General features: G+C 41.1%; 16 protein-coding genes. All 16 read left to right on the forward strand.

Annotation, left to right across the window (positions count from 1 at the left end):
- The first annotated feature begins 1 nt into the window (after position 1).
- The 16 genes from H5079_RS08160 to H5079_RS08235 all read left to right on the forward strand — a co-directional run bounded on the left by H5079_RS08160 (position 2) and on the right by H5079_RS08235 (position 17,507).
- Positions 2-904 (forward strand): ExeA family protein, encoded by a 903-nt coding sequence (locus H5079_RS08160; protein WP_011329339.1) that lies wholly within the window; start codon positions 2-4, stop codon positions 902-904.
- Positions 901-2,133: a tetratricopeptide repeat protein gene (locus tag H5079_RS08165; RefSeq protein WP_182683878.1), complete on the forward strand. Its 1,233-nt coding sequence runs from the start codon at positions 901-903 to the stop codon at positions 2,131-2,133. The genes H5079_RS08160 and H5079_RS08165 overlap by 4 nt, the downstream gene beginning before the upstream one ends.
- Positions 2,130-3,857: a GspE/PulE family protein gene (locus H5079_RS08170; RefSeq protein ID WP_011329337.1), complete on the forward strand. Its 1,728-nt coding sequence runs from the start codon at positions 2,130-2,132 to the stop codon at positions 3,855-3,857. The genes H5079_RS08165 and H5079_RS08170 overlap by 4 nt, the downstream gene beginning before the upstream one ends.
- Positions 3,844-5,064 carry a type II secretion system F family protein gene (locus H5079_RS08175; protein ID WP_011329336.1) on the forward strand — a complete coding sequence of 407 codons (1,221 nt, stop codon included), beginning with the start codon at positions 3,844-3,846 and terminating at the stop codon, positions 5,062-5,064. The genes H5079_RS08170 and H5079_RS08175 overlap by 14 nt, the downstream gene beginning before the upstream one ends.
- 1 nt (position 5,065) lies before the next feature.
- On the forward strand, positions 5,066-5,650 hold the full coding sequence (locus tag H5079_RS08180; protein ID WP_011329335.1) for a Tfp pilus assembly protein FimT/FimU: 585 nt from the start codon (positions 5,066-5,068) through the stop codon (positions 5,648-5,650).
- A gap of 26 nt (positions 5,651-5,676) precedes the next feature.
- Positions 5,677-6,210 (forward strand): prepilin-type N-terminal cleavage/methylation domain-containing protein, encoded by a 534-nt coding sequence (locus H5079_RS08185; protein ID WP_182683879.1) that lies wholly within the window; start codon positions 5,677-5,679, stop codon positions 6,208-6,210.
- An 8-nt stretch (positions 6,211-6,218) separates the two neighbouring features.
- Positions 6,219-6,707, forward strand: a complete 489-nt coding sequence (locus H5079_RS08190) for a prepilin-type N-terminal cleavage/methylation domain-containing protein (protein ID WP_182683880.1) — start codon at positions 6,219-6,221, stop codon at positions 6,705-6,707.
- Entirely contained in the window at positions 6,694-7,233 is a 540-nt protein-coding gene (locus H5079_RS08195; protein WP_011329332.1) for a prepilin-type N-terminal cleavage/methylation domain-containing protein, read from the forward strand. Before H5079_RS08190 ends, H5079_RS08195 begins: the two co-directional genes overlap by 14 nt.
- Positions 7,233-8,075 carry a type II secretion system protein gene (locus tag H5079_RS08200; RefSeq protein ID WP_182683881.1) on the forward strand — a complete coding sequence of 281 codons (843 nt, stop codon included), beginning with the start codon at positions 7,233-7,235 and terminating at the stop codon, positions 8,073-8,075. Before H5079_RS08195 ends, H5079_RS08200 begins: the two co-directional genes overlap by 1 nt.
- Complete coding sequence (locus tag H5079_RS08205) at positions 8,065-8,556, forward strand: hypothetical protein (protein WP_058374243.1); 492 nt, start codon at positions 8,065-8,067, stop codon at positions 8,554-8,556. The genes H5079_RS08200 and H5079_RS08205 overlap by 11 nt, the downstream gene beginning before the upstream one ends.
- A complete protein-coding gene (locus H5079_RS08210; RefSeq protein WP_011329329.1) occupies positions 8,553-12,293 on the forward strand; it encodes an H-type lectin domain-containing protein in 3,741 nt (1,246 codons plus the stop codon). The genes H5079_RS08205 and H5079_RS08210 overlap by 4 nt, the downstream gene beginning before the upstream one ends.
- Before the next feature lie 120 nt (positions 12,294-12,413).
- Complete coding sequence (locus H5079_RS08215; protein WP_011329328.1) at positions 12,414-14,453, forward strand: formylglycine-generating enzyme family protein; 2,040 nt, start codon at positions 12,414-12,416, stop codon at positions 14,451-14,453.
- A 127-nt stretch (positions 14,454-14,580) separates the two neighbouring features.
- Positions 14,581-15,624, forward strand: coding sequence for a rod shape-determining protein (locus H5079_RS08220; RefSeq protein ID WP_011329327.1), 1,044 nt, complete (start codon positions 14,581-14,583; stop codon positions 15,622-15,624).
- On the forward strand, positions 15,624-16,466 hold the full coding sequence (gene mreC, locus H5079_RS08225) for a rod shape-determining protein MreC (protein ID WP_172459221.1): 843 nt from the start codon (positions 15,624-15,626) through the stop codon (positions 16,464-16,466). The genes H5079_RS08220 and mreC overlap by 1 nt, the downstream gene beginning before the upstream one ends.
- Positions 16,459-16,938, forward strand: coding sequence for a rod shape-determining protein MreD (mreD, locus tag H5079_RS08230; RefSeq protein ID WP_089368784.1), 480 nt, complete (start codon positions 16,459-16,461; stop codon positions 16,936-16,938). Before mreC ends, mreD begins: the two co-directional genes overlap by 8 nt.
- A complete protein-coding gene (locus H5079_RS08235; RefSeq protein ID WP_011329324.1) occupies positions 16,938-17,507 on the forward strand; it encodes a nucleoside triphosphate pyrophosphatase in 570 nt (189 codons plus the stop codon). The genes mreD and H5079_RS08235 overlap by 1 nt, the downstream gene beginning before the upstream one ends.

Here is a 17,507-nt window from a genome sequence, read left to right on the forward strand (position 1 = left end):
TATGTATTTAAGCTTTTTTAACCTAAGTGAAATGCCTTTCACCTTAACCCCTAACACCGAGTTCTTTTGTGCGCTTGCGCCGCATCATGAGGCAATGCAAGTGCTTACAACTGCAATAGCAATGGGTGAGGGGTTTATTAAAGTGACCGGTGAGGTTGGTACAGGTAAAACCTTACTGTGTAGGAAGTTACTTAATCATATTGAGCATGACTACACAGTTGCTTATTTACCTAACTCATATTTAAGCCCAGAAGAGTTACGCTGGGCGCTGGCTATAGAGCTGGGAATGGACGTAGACAAAGCGTTAGATCAGCAAGCGCTAAGCCAGCTTATAAACCATCACTTATTGAGCTTACAAAGCGACAACAAGCGGGTGGTTTTACTAATAGACGAAGCGCAATGTTTGAGCTGGGAGACCTTAGAAGCGTTACGACTATTTACCAATTTAGAAACCGAAAGTGAAAAATTGATTCAGGTGGTGCTTTTTGGACAACCCGAGCTTGATGAAAAACTAGCCAATAATAAGGTAAGGCAATTACGCCAACGAATTAGCTTTTCGTATGCGTTAAGACCAATGACAGCAGCAGAGGTTATTTATTATATAAACCACCGGCTACAAGTGGCGGGTTTTAATCAGCCCCCTTTATTTAATAATCGAATGGGGTTAAAAATTGCACGTGCGAGTAGAGGCATTCCACGTTTGGTTAATATTTTATGCCACAAAGCGTTATTGCAAGCTTATGGAGAGGGCTTAAATGCAATAACTACGCGCCATATTCAGCTGGCAATAAAAGATACCGAAGATTGTGCTAAATACAGAGTGGGTTATTACTGGAGCTATAGTGCTATTACGATAAGTGTTATCGCTATTGCTGCAATTTGGGTATGGAGGCAGTGGCTATGAGCGTTATTAATAATATGCTAAAAAATATTGAACAGCGCGAGGCCAAGCAAGTTACCCAGCAGCACGCGGTTGGTGTAAATGTTACCCCAGTGTACGACCTACAAAATTTAGTATTTAAAGCGCTGGTGATTGCCACTGTAATAAGCATAGTTATTGCTGCTTATTTACTTTTACCGGCAGCGGCGAGCAATAAGCCAGCACAGGATGAATTATCGGTTACGCTAACCTCGGCATTACCACCAGAAGAAGTAAAAGCAGGGGCAACGGCTAAAAAAAGTGTAGCTAACACGATTATTGTGACTGACGAAATAGCAAAAAATAGTAATGTGCAGCCAGAAATTGCGACTGTTTTAAATACCCAACCTGGCGTTAAAGTAGCGAATGTTGTTGGCAAAGCAGCCCCGCAAAATATTGATGAGGCTGAGCAGTTATTAGTAAATAAATTAATAAATGATGCCGCCGCTGTTAATAACTCTCAGCCACAAGCGTTGGGTGAAAGTAAGGACGTAACTGCAGCTAATAAAAATTTACCTGCTGTGGCGGCTGTTGTGAGTAGTTTGCCAAATATTGAGCCAAGCCTTGAGCCAAACCTTAAAGTATCTAAAGCTAAGCCAGCTAACGTAATGATTAAAAGCTCATCTAAAACTAAATCTCAGCAAGTATTAATTGCTGAGCAATTGCTTGCGGCTAAGCAAGCAATACAGTTTGGTTTGTATAGTGAAGCAATAAGCGACCTGAATAATATTTTAGCGCAATCAAAGCAGCATATAGAAGCGAGAAACTTACTCGCGGCAACTTATTTTAAGCAGCAAGATATAAGCTCAGCGCAACAGGTTTTACAAGCGGGTATAAGTCAAAATCCTGATGTATTGCAATGGCGTATTATGCTTAGCAAAATTCTAATCATGCAGCAGCAGTACGACGATGTATTAAAACTACTCAGTGATGATTTTGAAACACAAGCAAACTTTGAATTTTGGGTGCTACAAGGTACGGCTGCACAAAGTGCCAACCAGCATAATAAAGCCCTTAATAGCTTTAAGCAGTTAACTAAATTACAGCCCAGTCAAGCTAAGTGGTGGCTAGCGTTAGCAACCTCTAAAGATGCATTAGGCGAGTACCCCGATGCTAAGCATTTATATAAAGTAGCACTTGATTTAGGGGGGTTAAATACAGCCATGACCCAGCATGCATTACAGCGTTTAGTAGCGCTGAAGGAGGCCGTATGAGACCTAGTTTAAAAATGCGTTTAGGGGATTTACTTGTTCATGAGCATATGATCACCGAAGCACAGTTAAGTGAAGCCTTAAATGTTCAAGCGGCTACGGGTCGTAAACTGGGCTCTACCCTAATCACACTTGAATTTATTAGTGAACCACAATTACTACGCTTTTTAGCGCAGCAGCTTAAAGTTCCTTTTTTAGATATTTCGCAGCGTAGAATATCACCGGATGTATCTAAGCTTTTATCAGAAGTGTACGCACGGCGCTACCGAGCGTTAGTTATTGAAGACAACGGCGACTCAGTTTTAGTTGGGATGAGCGATCCTGCTGACCTAAGAGGGTTAGATCAACTTGCTCCTATACTCGCCCCAAAGCGAATAGAATTAGCGGTTGTGCAAGAAAGCCAAATAATGGCGGCATTTGACAACGTATACCGTCGTACAGAAGAGATCACTAGTTTTGCAGAGCAATTACACGAAGAATACCAAGATGTAGAAGAATTCGATCTTAATTCACTCGGTGACGAAACATCCGATGCTACCGTGGTTAAGTTGCTGCAATCTATTTTTGAAGATGCGGTGCAAGTACGTGCCTCAGATATTCATATTGAGCCCGATGAAGGCTTATTACGTATTCGCCAGCGGGTTGATGGCGTACTGCAAGAGCATACCTTAAATCAGGTGAAAATAGCCTCAGCTTTAGTACTGCGTTTAAAGTTAATGTCGGGGTTAGATATTTCAGAAAAGCGCCTGCCACAAGACGGCCGCTTTAATATTAAAGTGCGTAGCCACAGTATAGATGTACGACTCTCGACCATGCCGATTCAACATGGCGAATCTGTAGTGATGCGCTTGCTCGATCAATCAGCCGGATTATTATCGTTAGATGAAACTGGTATGCCGGCACATATTTTAAAACGGGTGCGCAGTATTATTAAACGCCCCCATGGCATGGTATTGGTAACAGGGCCAACTGGCTCGGGTAAAACCACCACTTTGTATGGAGCGTTAAGCGAGCTTAATCAACAAGAAAGTAAAATTATTACCGTAGAGGATCCGGTTGAATACCGAATTGGGCGTATAAACCAAGTACAGATAAATAATAAAATAGGCTTAAGTTTTGCGAGTATTTTACGTACCGCATTACGACAAGATCCCGACATTATTATGGTCGGCGAAATGCGTGACCAAGAAACCGTTGATATAGGCTTAAGAGCTGCATTAACCGGTCACTTAGTGTTATCTACATTACATACTAACGATGCCATTACTAGTGCAATGCGCCTTATAGATATGGGAGCTCCTGCCTATTTAGTCGCAAGCTCGTTGCGTGCCATTATTGCTCAGCGCCTGGTTAGGCGTGTATGCAGCGATTGTAAATCGCCGTATCAACCAGATCATCAAGAAAGCAGTTGGTTAAAGTACCTTGGCGAAAATACAACAGATACACAGTTTTATAAAGGACAAGGCTGTACTGCGTGTAATCATAGTGGTTATAAGGGGCGAGTAGGCATTTTTGAACTACTGGAAATGGATGATGCAATGATGGATGCCTTGCGTATTAATGACACGCAAGGTTTTGCTAAAGCGGCTAAAAATAGCGCTAATTTTATTCCGCTCTCAGCTATGGCACTTAATTATGCAAAACAAGGTATCACTTCTTTAGATGAAGTATTTAAGGTTGCAGAATACATCCCCGAAATAGTCGGAGGTGATGATGCAGCTATATAGCTATAAAGCAAAAGATGCCAAAGGAGTGTTAGTTAAAGGTCAGCTTGAAGCGAGTAGCCAGGCAGGCGTTGCTGATAACTTAATGAAGCGTCAATTTATTCCTATTTCAATTGCGCTGGTTGAAACTAAAAATAACATTAAAGTTTTTGACAATTTATTTAATGAAAAAATAGGCCTAGAAGACATGATTATGTTTTCTCGGCAAATGTATTCATTGTTAAAAGCGGGTATTCCTATTATTAGAGCCATGGTTGGTTTGGCGGATACCACCCAAAATAAAGCCTTTAAACAGGTGTTAATGGAAGTAACTAAGCAGCTAGAGCAAGGCCGTGACCTATCAAGCGCAATGTCGATGCACAATAAAGTATTTAGTCGTTTAACTATTTCTATGGTGATGGTTGGCGAAGGTGCAGGGCGTTTAGAAGATGCGTTTTATCAACTTGCTATTTATTTTGAAAAAGAACAAGAAACCCGCAAGCGTATAAAAGCGGCAATGCGTTATCCCACGTTTGTAATTTGTGCGTTGGTGGGAGCCATGATCATTTTAAATATTTTTGTTATTCCGACCTTTGCCAGCATGTTCGCTAAATTTAATGCTGATCTGCCTTTAATGACGCAAATATTAATAGCAACAAGCAACTTTTTTGTGAATTACTGGTGGTTATTAATTTTAATGCTGGTGGGCGCAATAATTGGCTTTAAGCGTTATTTAAATACCGTAACAGGGCGTTATAAGTGGGATAAATATAAGCTAAAAATTCCCTTTGTTGGCGATATTCTACAGCGTACTTTATTAGCACGTTATAGCCAATGTTTGGCAATGGTGCTGCGCTCTGGTGTGCCTATGACCACCGGATTATCGCTCACTGCGCACGCTGTAGATAATAGTTATATGGAAAAAGCCATTATTACTATGCGCCAAGATATAGAAAAAGGCGACAGTTTACTCAGGGTTTCAAGAGCCAGTGAGTTATTTTCTCAACTTGTACTGCAAATGGTTGCTGTGGGCGAAGAAACAGGTCGAGTTGATGAGTTACTCCAAGAAGCCGCAGATTATTATGAGCGTGAAGTTGATTATGACTTACGCAGCTTAACCGCCAAAATAGAGCCTATATTAACGGTGTTTGTGGCAATTATGGTGCTTATTTTAGCTTTAGGTATTTTTATGCCGATGTGGAATATGATGTCAGCGATTAAAGGTAATTAAAGTGAAGACAATAATTACTCGCTCAAAAGGCTTTAGTTTATTTGAGTTGATAATTGTTGTTGTGTTACTGGCTGTAATTTTAAGTTTTGCTATACCTAGGTATATAGATATTAAAAATCAGGCACATAGTGCAAATGTTGATGCAGTAGCTACAAGCTTTATGTCAGCGGTAGGTTTGGTGCGCGGGCAATGGGAATTGAATGGGCGACCCAAGGGGTTATTAAATAAAACGTTTGTTAATTATGGAGGAGTAATTGTTGGTGTCGATGGATTGATGGGGACACCAACAAGTGATGAAACAGAAAAATGGGATACTCGGGCACATGCTATTAATGCAATTAAATGTCGCCAGGTGTTAAATGTAATTTTACAAAATGCACCCAGCAGCACACTAAATACTGAGGAGTTAAGTTTAAAAGAGGTTAGTTTTTTAGTTAGATATAACGCAGCTAATACGCAATGTATCTATTATTCAACGCACACTCTTAGTTCTCAAAACATACCTATAAATGGTGCAATAGCATCAGCAACAGTGGGTTTTTCGTACTTACCTAAAACAGGCAAAGTACATATATTTAAAAATTAAGTAATTATTAAAAAAGAGGCTTACTTATGAAAACACAATCATTAAAAAATCAACCTTTGAATAAGCAAGCAGGTTTTACGCTTGTTGAGTTAATTATTGTTATTGTTATTTTAGGAATTTTAGCCGTAGTAGCAGCACCGCGCTTTTTAAACCTGCAAGGTGATGCGAACGCATCTACGCTAGAAGGACTACAGGGATCAATTCGCAGTGGCATGAATATAGTTAACGGTAAGTCGATTATTGCCAGTGAGCAAAAAGAAGCGACAGCAACTGTTGCAGTAGATACTGGAGATGTAGCAACTGTATACGGTTACCCTGCAGCGACACAGGCAGCGTTTGAAGCATTTTTAGATGTAAAATTTGCGGCTGATAACACTGCCGATTTTAATCTTGTTGAAATTACAACTGACAATAAAGTGATTATTTTCCCAAATAGTTATGTGCAAGCTGATGATTGTCGCATTGAATACACTCAAGCAACAGCTGCAGTTACAACAACAGCACCAATTAAAACAGTTGTTACAGCGCCTATAGTTACTTTAGTGACAGATGGCTGTTAATTACATAAATGATCAGCAGTGGTAAGCAGCAGCGCGGTTTTACCCTCGTTGAATTAATTATTACTTTAATTATTTTGGGAATACTGTCGGTAACGGCAGTTCCCAAATTTTTAGGTAGTTCAACCGAGGATGCGTACTCGTATCGAGACCGCACATTAAATGCACTGCGAACAGTGCAGTTACGTGCCATGCAAAATACGGCGACCACAAGCTGTCATAAGCTTTACATTACCGCTAGGTTAATTGCAGGGCCAACACCCGATACATGCTCAGGAGGGGCCGATATAAACAACAGTGAGCACCTAGTAATACAAATTAATAGCCAAAGAAGTGATATTACCTTTAACGCATTAGACAGTAACGGTAATGTGTTTACCCAAGTTAACTTTGATCCCCTTGGCAGGGTTGATCAAAACTGCACAACGCAATGTCGAATAAATATAGGGTTAGCCGCGGTATGCATTAGCGGTGAAGGGCTTATTTATGCCTGCCCTTAAACATAAGGGCTTTACCTTAATAGAGTTAATTGTTGGTATTGTGATGTTTGCAATCGCGCTGAGTATTATTACTGCACTTATTGCGCCTCAAGCTCAAAAAAGTGCTGAGCCTATTGTGGCATTACGTGCTTCGGAGTTTGGGCAATCACTCATGAACGAAATTCAAAGCAAATCGTTTGATGAATACAGTGAGCGAAGCGCTCCTTTTAGGCGTTGCGGCGAAATATCTTTGGGCGCAAAGGCTTGTACCGCAGCGGCAGACTTAGGCCCAGATAATTCAGAAACACGTACCAGTTATAACGATGTTGACGACTATATAGCACTTTCGGGGCAGCCAATAACCAATAGTTTGGGTGTTTTATTACCGCAATATAGTGGCTTTAGTTTGGTTGTTAAAGTGCAGTACGACAGTGATTTTAATGATGCCACTAGTAATGATGGCAGCACTTTTAAGCGCATTACTATAGAGGTTACTTCACCTCTGGGTGAGGTATACGGCTTTAGTGCTTATAAAGGGAATTATTAATGCATAGCATAACGCGACAATACGCATTTACCTTAATTGAGCTATTACTGGTAATGGTAATTTTAGGTATTTTAGCCGTTAGTGCATTTTCGTTTATTGGCGCAGGTGTAAGTATTTACGCTCAAGGCGTGGAGCGTCAAGAAGCAGTAGCGCAAGCGCGGTTTTTAATAACACGCATTAGTAAAGAGCTACGCGATGCAACACCTAATTCACTTAGGTTAAGCTGTGATAACGACAGTAAAGGGGCGTGTAATACTCATCAGTGCCTTGAATTTACCCCTTTTTTATCAGCTACTCATTATACTAATTATTTACCGACTACAGCCCCGTTTAATATTACCGCAGTTGATTTTGAGCTTAATAACTTAACTAAACCGCAAGTGGGTAACTGGGCAGCAGTTTATCCATTAAATAGCGATGATATATATAACGAAAACAATCATAAACGCTTACAAGTTTTAGCATTTAATAACACGGCAGGAAATGCTATTGATCAGTGGCAATTTAGTAAAGCATTTGCAGCAGAATCACCCAGTAAACGATTATATTTATTAGCTGAACCAGTTAGTTTTTGCGTAGAAGGGCGGTTTTTATATCGCTATACAAATTATGCTTTTAATAGCGCCCAGTCAGATGCGCCTAGCTTACAAGTAACCCCCGGTGTTAAGCGAGATTTATTGGGGATTTATATTGCAAATAACCTAGCAAGCAACTTGTTTTTTACCATAGAGCCGGTGGCCTTACAGCGAAATGCTGTACTTAATGTTAATGCACAAATGCGCTTTAACGAAGCCGAAGTAATGAACTTTAACCATGAGGTGCATGTGCCAAATGTACCTTAATAATTATCAGCAAATTACCCGCTCACCCACAAAGCAACAAGGTAACTTAATTGTTGTGTGTTTAGTGATTATTGTTGCCTTATTAGCACTTGGCTTAGCATTAGTTAAAGTGCTGAGCGGGGCCGCGCAGCAAAATACTATAGAATATTATGGCGCGCGAGCATATATGGCTGCACAAAGTGGTTTAGAAAGCGGTTTAACCGAATTATTTCCGCTTAATAGCGCTGCACAAAATTGTGCCTCAGTTACTACAAGCCGAACCTTTAAAACAAATTATTTATCGTTTTGTGATGTATCTATTAGCTGTACAGAGTACCTGGATTTACCCGATAGCAGTGCGCGCTCGGGAACGGTTAATATTTATTATTTACAAAGTAGTGCTACTTGTGCGCCAATTGATTGCCCATTGGGGGATGCATGTAGAAAAGATTACTGGCAAACGCAACGCACATTAAGTGTAGAGGCTAAAACGTTACCATGATAAAAAATACTCTCGTGCTTATATGCTTAGCAGCGTTTTTATTTAGTAATAACAGCAATGCTGCAGCACCTAAAATTGAAGGGCGTTTTATTGAATTACAAAATACCTACACATCACCGGTATGGACAAAGGTTAATTTCCAGCAGCAATATATAACTCCTCCAGCTGTTTTTATGCTTTCAACTAACCAAGGTGGTAACCCAGCAATTATTCGAGTTAAAAATATCACCACTACCGGGTTTGAAGCGCTTCCTTTGGAGCCCTCCGGTGAGGATGGTGCGCATATTAATATGGGCGCACATTATTTAGCGGTGGAATACGGGGTTCATGAGTTCCCCGACGGCACCATTATGGAAGTAGGGAGCACCGATTTACAGCTAGAGGTACAATATGGTGCCAAATCTGGTTTTTCTCCATTTACTCCAAAGGGCTATAAGCCGCTTACTTTTGCCCATTCGTTTACCCAGCGGCCAAATTTATTTCATTCACTACAAACGCTTAATAGCTTAGATAGTAACCCTCCTGCACAAGCTTTGGTGCCCTTTTTAACTATTGCGGTAGAAACAGCCTCGTTATCTACTAGTGGAGTAAATATTGCGCTAGAAGTTTCTGAAACGGCATTCGGTATAATTAAAAGCGAAAAAGTAGCATATTTAGCGGTAGAGCCAGGGGCTAATCGCTCATTCACAGATGATAATGACGTGGAAGTTATTTGGGAGAGCTTTTTTACTGGTTTTGCTGTAGATGGTTGGAACGATGGATGTAATTATTTTAATTTTATTAATCGTTATTCGCAATCGCCTTTAGTTGTTGCAAGTAAAAACTCGCGTGTAGGGGACGATGGTGGCTGGTTGCGAAGTTGTAACTTAAGAGCTAACCGAGTCGGGTTGGTGGTCGATGAAGACCGAGATGGCGATAATGAGCGCTCTCACCCTAAAGAAGAAGTATCTATTTTAGCCATGACTAGTTCGTTTGTTTCTAGCGGCGAAATTTTAAGTTGTGACACCTTATTTCCAGGCGCGCTATCTACTTATAATGATGGTTTGGTGCAGTTAGTCCAAGGCGTTAAAGTAACAGACAATAACGCGCAATTTATTACGACTACTAATTTAACGTCTTTGGCACTAACTGACCCTGCGTTATGTAACGGCCAAGCTTGTTTAGCAAGTGGCAATAACTCTTTAACACCTAGCCAGGCAGCTCAAGTACCTACAGTGGCTAACGATGGCAGCTCTGTGGCACCAGTACCAGCCTCTTTAGCAGGAGATTATTTTTATGATGAGTTGCAGCTTGCTATGCTGGAGGATCAATACAGAGTAACGGCTCCTACGCGTATTTTTTTAAAAAACACGAGTTCGTTACTCTCAACCTCATTTTTAAATATAGGTAAAACCAATATAGTAGTAGATTCGGGAGCGTATCTTGCTATTTATGTTGATGGTGCAATTGCGATTGCCGCCAATGCCAATATAGCTGCTTATATTGTTGCTACCGGCGAGGTAAGAATAGCGCAAAATGTAACATACGAAGGCTCTATTACCTCAGGCACACAAATTATTACCGAGGGTAGCTCTACTTTCGATGCCATACCAGTACCAGATAATATTCCAGGCTTTTGTGGTATTTATAAACCTATATTGCTAGATCATTATCGAATATCAATGAGTGATAACCAAGGACTGACTTGCCAAGCTAAAGATATGGCTTTAACCGCCTGCGCAAATGATACTTGCGATGTTTTGTTTGATCAGCCATCAAGCTTAAATTTATCGCCAGATAATGGTGGTAAGCAGAGCTGGGTAACCGGTGAGAACATCAGCTTTACTGGTAGTACTAATATACAGTTTGCAAAACGTACCACTGGCAGTGCCACAATTGGTTATAACACTGCAGATCCATCTGCGCCGTTACGTTGTTATATTGGCGGTAAAAATGTTGGTTTAAGTGGCTGTAAAGTGGTGTTTTCGGACGCGGGTTTTATTTTTAAAAATGAAAGCGATAACAATACAACAATCCCTACCCAACTATCAGGTAAACCTTCAAATACAGGATTTAATGCAAAAGCATTAGCAATTCAAGCTGTAAAAACGAATACCGCCACGGGGGCGTGTGAAGCAGCGTTTCCTGTGGGGGCAGAGGTTGCTTTAGATTTAGCCTATACCTGTAGTGCAGGAGTAAGTTGCTCTGATCCGGTGCAGCTTAGCAATAATAATAAAGTATACGCGATTGAACAAAGTTATAAATCAGTGCCATTACAGTTTGATGATGAGTCTAAAGCGCAAATAGTAATAAATTACCCCGATGCAGCACAGCTTAGCCTTAATGCTAAAACTAATCTAATACTGGATCCGATTACTAACTTGTCGGTTAATTTAACCGGTAGCTCTAACGAGTATGTAGTAAAACCTTTTGGCTTGGCTATGAGCTTACCCAATGATGGGTTTGCAACAGATGCCGCGGGTAGCTTGTTTAAATTAACCGGAGAGACATTTGATTTAAAAATGAATGCGGTGCAATGGCGTGCAGGTCAAGACAACAACAACGATGGCTACCCCGATAACTACAGTGAGATTACTAACAACCCTATTGCTAAACATTTTATTAATGAGCAACCTTTAGTAACAGCGCAATTAAAGCTGCCCATAGCAGGTACTTCTGGAACACTTGCAGTCGTCAACACTGTTGCATTTAAAGATACAGGTAGTTTAAGTGAGTCAATTTCACAATATAGTTATGACCAAGTAGGGATTATTGATTTAATTGCTGGGCTAAACGATGGCGATTACTTTGGTGCGGGTGATGTTAAAGGCGAGCTTTATAATGTAGGCCGTTTTGCGCCATCGCAATTTAAAATAATAGGAGTGCAAGCTGCGGCCCAGTGTACTGATTATGGGAGTAATTTAACCTACCTCGAACAGCCATTTGAACTTGGCTTTACAGTGCAAGCACAAAACCAAAATAATCAGCTAATGAGTAATTACAGGGCTGGGTTTGATAAGTCGGTAGTGCAAGTTAGTGCTGAAAATAATGAAGCGGGTAATTACGTGCCAGCAAGTAGCTTTGCCAGTCGCCTAGTTAATTTAGGTGAAAACAATTGGGGCGATACCAATGACGGGCAATGGCAGATGAATCAAAGCAATGTTACCTTAAAAAGGCTAGGAGTTGATCAACCCGATGGCCCATTTGCTATGGTTAATTTAATGGCCACACTTACAAATATTGAGCGCGCTACATTAATTGATGCAAACGACAGCCCTAATACACAGGTAACCTGTAGCTCTAATTGCAACAGCGTACGACTAAACAGTGTGCCTATTGAGTTTAGGTTTGGCCGCTTAGTGTTAGGTAATAATGCAGGCTCAGATTTAGATCGATTACTCATCCCCATGGAGTCTCAATATTGGGATGGCAATGGGTTTGTAGTAAACAGCAATGACAACTGTAGTGTATTTCAACACCCTAAATTAAGCCAAGTATTGCCAGCTAGCCCAGTATTAACATATGAGTATGGTAATGGTGCAGCAGGGAAGTTAGAGGCGGGAGGATATCCAGTAAATAACGGTATTTATGCAAAGCCTAATGGCTCAGGAACATTCACTTTAGAATATAATACCTATGACTGGCTAAAATGGGATTGGCAAGGTGACCAATCTCAGCTGAATCCTTATGCTATTTTACAATTTGGCCACTTTCGAGGGAATGATCGGGTTATTTACTGGCGTGAAACACGTGAATAGTTGTAAACTTAGATAATAATTGAACAAAGCTTGTGTTTTGTGCTTCAAGTACATAGCATAAGGCTTTATTTTAGAAAAATAATAACGACCAAATAATTGCCGCTTTTTGGGACTGAATATATGCGAATTACTCCTTTATCTCTGTTAATTTCAGCTAGTTTGTTGGCTAGTAGTGCATTTGCACAAGACACAGCAACAGTAACTGGAATTGAATCTGAGATTAGTACAAAACAGATCGACTATGACAAATCTACAACAATACTTGATAAACATTTAAAAGAAGAAAGCCAACTGCAAACCCAGTTGCAACTTTTGCGTTCACGTTCAACCGAGTTAGATAAAGAAAAAAACCAAGCACTCGACGCGATGAATGAAATGTACCGTCGTTTAATTGATGATCCTAGCATTGATATAACCGCTGCTCAGGCGCGTTATCAAAAAGCTGTGGTCGATCACAAGCAAAATAAAGATGATATTTCTATGCAGTTGGCGGCAATTGCATCCCACCGTAAAGACATTGAGCAAATTCGTGTGGCTAAACACACGCTTTTAAACACTTTAGAGAGCTTAAAAGAGCAGTTAACTACCGCCAGAGTAGAGCGTTTACGTAACGAATTTACCCGCGAAGGCACGTTAGAGGTTAATCACACAATTAATTGTAAGCGTACCGAAACACTTGCAGCGTGTGAGCAACGCGGACAGCAAATGGGGTTACAAAAAGCGACTAAGCGTTTTGTTGACCAAATATTTGCTAACTTAACTGAAGAGCGTTTAGTTGAACCCAAACGTAATTTGGCCGGTGCTCAGGTACAAATTTTAAGTAGTCATGTGGTAAAAAGTGCATTTAGTGGCCAAGGCAATTATAACGTTAATTTAAGCGTTACTATGCGTGGTGAAGTTAACAGTAGCCGTTTATGTAACTTATTAAGCATTGATAACCGCTACTGCTCTGAGTACGGCACGCCCATGGCGGCAACATATCAGCCTACTTACAGCACAACTTTTTCAGATAGTCAGTTAACATTCAGTAAGCACGCGGATAATGGCAACGTTTCGGCGGCTCGTTTAAACGAGCAACCAGTGCGTGATTATGCAGTAAAGCCTATGGTAACAAACAGCTCGGTTATTGCTAATAACGATAAAAACCAAGCAGTAGAATTAACGCTACGCTCAAACGTATACGACGACGAAGTGTTTATTGATGGGGTTAGCTTTGGCTCAACCCGCTTAGTAACCCGCTTACCGCGAGGTGTGCACAATATTGAAGTGCGCAAGCTTGGTTATAAACCTTATCAGGTACGTGTTGATTTAAATAAAGCACAAACCGTGCATGCCAACTTAGTAAAAAAGCCAGAGTCGATTGCTGCACCGACATACACGCGTGAGCAACCTGAGCAAACAACTCGTAAAGTGAGTGACAACATCAGCGTATTAAACGCTAATGTAAAAACTTCAGTAGTTGTTATTCCGGCAGGTAAATTTAAAATGGGCGATATTAATGGCAATGGTTTAGCCAATGAGCGCCCAGTTGTTGAAAAAGTAATTGCCAACTCTTTTGCTATGCAAAGCAAAGAAGTGACAGTAGGTGAGTATGAGCAGTTTGCTGCTAATACAGGCTACAAAACCCAAGCCGAGCAAGGTAAAGGCTGCGCCTATTATTTAAATGGCGAACCCGTATGGGAAGCTAATTTAAATTGGCGTAATCCTGGGTTTGAGCAAACAAGTGATTTTCCGGCTGTTTGTTTAACTTATAGCGACGCTAAAGCGTATGCTGATTGGTTGTCAGGGCAAACAGGTCAACAGTTTCGTTTACCTAATGAGGTTGAGTGGGAATACGCTGCACGCGCAGGTAGTCAAACAGAATACCCTTGGGGTAACGATATTGGTAAAAATTTAGCGAATTGTGGCTGGTGTGGTAGTCAATGGTCAAACAAGAGTGCTGCACCGGTAGGATCATTTTCTCCTAATGCATTTGGTTTATACGATACCGTAGGCAATGTATGGGAATGGACTAACAAAAACTCGGGTGAGTCGGATGTTGCGGTTAGAGGTGGAGCGTGGAATTTTGCGCCTAGCCTTGCACGTGCCTCAACGCGATTAATATTAGCGCCCGACTTTAGAGCTAACTACATAGGTTTTCGCTTAGTTCGCGAACGATAAATAGGAAGCTTTGCTTCCTTTTTTAACTAAATTACAAAGGCAGCTGTGCTTAATATCGCTCATTATATTAGCGTATTAAAGTGAAAGCAGCTTAAATAAGAACGTATTTCAAAGGTCATCCAGCCTCATGTTTAAAAAACTCCGTGGTATTTTTTCAAACGATCTATCGATCGACTTGGGTACAGCCAATACCCTCATTTATGTAAAAGAAGAAGGCATAGTACTTAACGAACCATCAGTGGTTGCTATTCGTCAAGAGCGTGCTGGTGGGCCTAAAAGCGTTGCTTCAGTAGGTACTGAAGCAAAGCAGATGTTAGGCCGTACGCCTGGTAACATTAAAGCTATTCGACCAATGAAAGACGGCGTAATTGCCGATTTTTATGTTACCGAAAAAATGTTACAGCATTTTATTAAGCAAGTGCATAACAATAACTTTATGCGTCCAAGTCCACGTGTACTTATATGTGTGCCTTGTGGTGCAACCCAAGTAGAAAAACGTGCAATACGTGAATCTGCAATGGGAGCGGGTGCTCGCGAAGTGTATTTAATTGAAGAGCCAATGGCTGCGGCAATTGGTGCAGGTTTACCGGTATCAGAAGCCACAGGTTCTATGGTTGTTGATATTGGTGGCGGTACTACCGAAGTGGCTATTATTTCGTTAAACGGCGTAGTTTACTCCTCGTCGGTACGTATTGGTGGCGATAAGTTTGACGAGGCAATTATTAATTATGTGCGTCGTAACTTTGGTAGCCTAATAGGCGAAGCTACTGCTGAAAATATTAAGCATCAAATTGGTTCTGCTTTTAAAACCGATGAACCAATCGAAATTGAAGTGCGTGGCCGTAATTTAGCCGAAGGCGTACCGCGCTCATTTATATTAAACTCGCACGAAATTCTTGAAGCGCTACAAGAGCCATTAATGGGAATTGTTAGTGCTGTAATGGTTGCCCTTGAGCAATCACCGCCAGAGCTAGCGTCAGATATTTCAGCACACGGTATGGTGTTAACCGGTGGTGGTGCATTACTAAAAGATTTAGATCGTTTATTAATGGAAGAGACTGGTATTCCGGTTGTGGTTGCTGATGATCCGCTTACATGTGTTGCCCGTGGTGGTGGTAAAGCGCTTGAAATGATAGACGTGCACGGCGGTGATGTATTTAGTTACGACTAATGAAATCAATGTTTGCACAAACCGTTTCCTTGCAACTGCGACTCTTTGTCGCAGTGCTTTTGAGTGTCATACTGATTATTGGCGATAAGTACACCGAAGGTGGAACAAACGTTCGTACTAGTTTAAATACACTGGTTAGCCCATTAATTTATGTGGCTAATTTACCCTACGAAGTATTTAGCTTTGGTGCAAAAAGCTTACATACCCGCGATCAATTACTTACCGAAAATGAAGCGCTGAAAAAAAAGCAAATGCTGCAAAGCGAGCAGCTACAGCAGTACCAGTTTTTGAGCCGAGAGAATCAAAAATTGCGCGCCTTATTAGGCTCATCGGCTAAACCGTCAAATCGTAAAATTATTGCGCAAGTACTGTCAGTTCATTCAAACCCGTATAGCCATCAAGTTGTTATAAACCGAGGAACCACCAATGGACTTAGCGAAAGCCAAGCCGTAATTGATGATATGGGTGTAGTAGGGCAGCTTACCAAAGTAGGCTCAACCACCTCTCGAGTGTTATTAATGACCGACACTACCCACGCTACGCCGGTACGTATCTTACGTAACGATGTGCGTACAGTGGTTGAAGGCATAGGTAAAATTAATGTTGTTAAGCTCTCTCATGTACCGCATAGCCTAGATGTACGTATTGGCGATGTATTAGTGACCTCAGGTCTTGGAGGCATCTTTCCGGAGGGCTACCCCGTTGCCGTAGTTACTGAAATAAATCGCGATGAAGGCCAGCCGTTTGCACAAGTTTATGCAGAACCCATAGCGCAGCTAGATCGTATTAGATTATTAGTAGTGCTGTGGCGAAATCAACAGGAGCAGGTTAGCGATGATTAATCGTTATTCGTTGTTAATTGCACTGAGCATTTTTTTTGCGTTAGTAATGGCTTTGATGCCGTTACCGTTTTCGTTTGAGCCCTTTCGTCCTGACTGGGTGCTATTGGTATTAATGTATTGGTCACTTGCTGTGCCACATCGTTTAAATATAGGCACCGCATGGATTGTAGGCTTATTAATAGATTTAGCTTCTGGTTCGCCGCTAGGGGTTAATTCACTTACTTATTCAATCTGTATTTTTGTTACCGCCAGTAATTTTCAAAAAATCCGTAACTTTTCGCTATGGCAACAAAGCTTATTAATTGGCTTATTTTTAACTCTCTATCACTTAATGCAGTTTTGGCTAAATCACTTTTTATTGGGTGTGTACTTTAGCCCGCAATACTTATGGCCTGTGCTTACAGGTATGTTGAGTTGGGTATGGGTGTTTTTATTACTGCGTAAATACCGTAGACATTTTAGGATCAGATAATGACCAACGCCGTATACTTGGCATCTGCCTCGCCTCGCCGTAAAGAGCTTTTAACGCAACTAGGAATCGAATTTACACAGTTTAGTGTTGATGCCGACGAGAGCCAACTCCCCAATGAACTACCTTATGATTATGTAGAGCGCTTAGCGCGTTTAAAGGCGCAGTCGGGTGTAGCACTTGGTTATACCGATCGCCCAGTGCTAGGCAGCGATACCGTAGTGGTTATTGACAATCAATCGCTAGGTAAGCCTTGTGATGAAAATGACTTTACCCATACATTAAAGCGCTTGTCGGGCAATACTCACCAGGTATTAACCGCGGTTGCTTTTGCAACAACAGATAAGGTGCTTAGCTGCGTAGTAAGTACTAATGTTACTTTTAAAACCCTCAGCGATGATGAAATACATACCTACTGGCAAAGTGGCGAGCCACAAGATAAAGCAGGAGGATATGGTATTCAAGGCTTAGGCGGTCGATTTGTTACTCATATTTCGGGTAGCTATTTTGCTGTAGTAGGCTTACCTTTATACGAGACCGAACAATTATTACAAACATTCTTAAGAGGCTAG

It is taken from the genome of Pseudoalteromonas sp. SG44-5 (assembly GCF_014164175.1).
Classification (GTDB): Bacteria; Pseudomonadota; Gammaproteobacteria; order Enterobacterales; family Alteromonadaceae; genus Pseudoalteromonas; species Pseudoalteromonas nigrifaciens.

Bases quoted from the DNA above. Each gene is read 5' to 3' on its own strand.
- H5079_RS08210 (WP_011329329.1), top strand. From the start codon at position 8,553: ATGATAAAAAATACTCTCGTGCTTATATGCTTAGCAGCGTTTTTATTT.
- H5079_RS08215 (WP_011329328.1), top strand. From the start codon at position 12,414: ATGCGAATTACTCCTTTATCTCTGTTAATTTCAGCTAGTTTGTTGGCT.
- H5079_RS08190 (WP_182683880.1), top strand. From the start codon at position 6,219: ATGATCAGCAGTGGTAAGCAGCAGCGCGGTTTTACCCTCGTTGAATTA.
- H5079_RS08200 (WP_182683881.1), top strand. From the start codon at position 7,233: ATGCATAGCATAACGCGACAATACGCATTTACCTTAATTGAGCTATTA.
- H5079_RS08235 (WP_011329324.1), top strand. From the start codon at position 16,938: ATGACCAACGCCGTATACTTGGCATCTGCCTCGCCTCGCCGTAAAGAG.
- H5079_RS08165 (WP_182683878.1), top strand. From the start codon at position 901: ATGAGCGTTATTAATAATATGCTAAAAAATATTGAACAGCGCGAGGCC.
- mreC (WP_172459221.1), top strand. From the start codon at position 15,624: ATGAAATCAATGTTTGCACAAACCGTTTCCTTGCAACTGCGACTCTTT.
- H5079_RS08185 (WP_182683879.1), top strand. From the start codon at position 5,677: ATGAAAACACAATCATTAAAAAATCAACCTTTGAATAAGCAAGCAGGT.
- H5079_RS08205 (WP_058374243.1), top strand. From the start codon at position 8,065: ATGTACCTTAATAATTATCAGCAAATTACCCGCTCACCCACAAAGCAA.
- mreD (WP_089368784.1), top strand. From the start codon at position 16,459: ATGATTAATCGTTATTCGTTGTTAATTGCACTGAGCATTTTTTTTGCG.
- H5079_RS08170 (WP_011329337.1), top strand. From the start codon at position 2,130: ATGAGACCTAGTTTAAAAATGCGTTTAGGGGATTTACTTGTTCATGAG.
- H5079_RS08160 (WP_011329339.1), top strand. From the start codon at position 2: ATGTATTTAAGCTTTTTTAACCTAAGTGAAATGCCTTTCACCTTAACC.
- H5079_RS08220 (WP_011329327.1), top strand. From the start codon at position 14,581: ATGTTTAAAAAACTCCGTGGTATTTTTTCAAACGATCTATCGATCGAC.
- H5079_RS08195 (WP_011329332.1), top strand. From the start codon at position 6,694: ATGCCTGCCCTTAAACATAAGGGCTTTACCTTAATAGAGTTAATTGTT.
- H5079_RS08175 (WP_011329336.1), top strand. From the start codon at position 3,844: ATGCAGCTATATAGCTATAAAGCAAAAGATGCCAAAGGAGTGTTAGTT.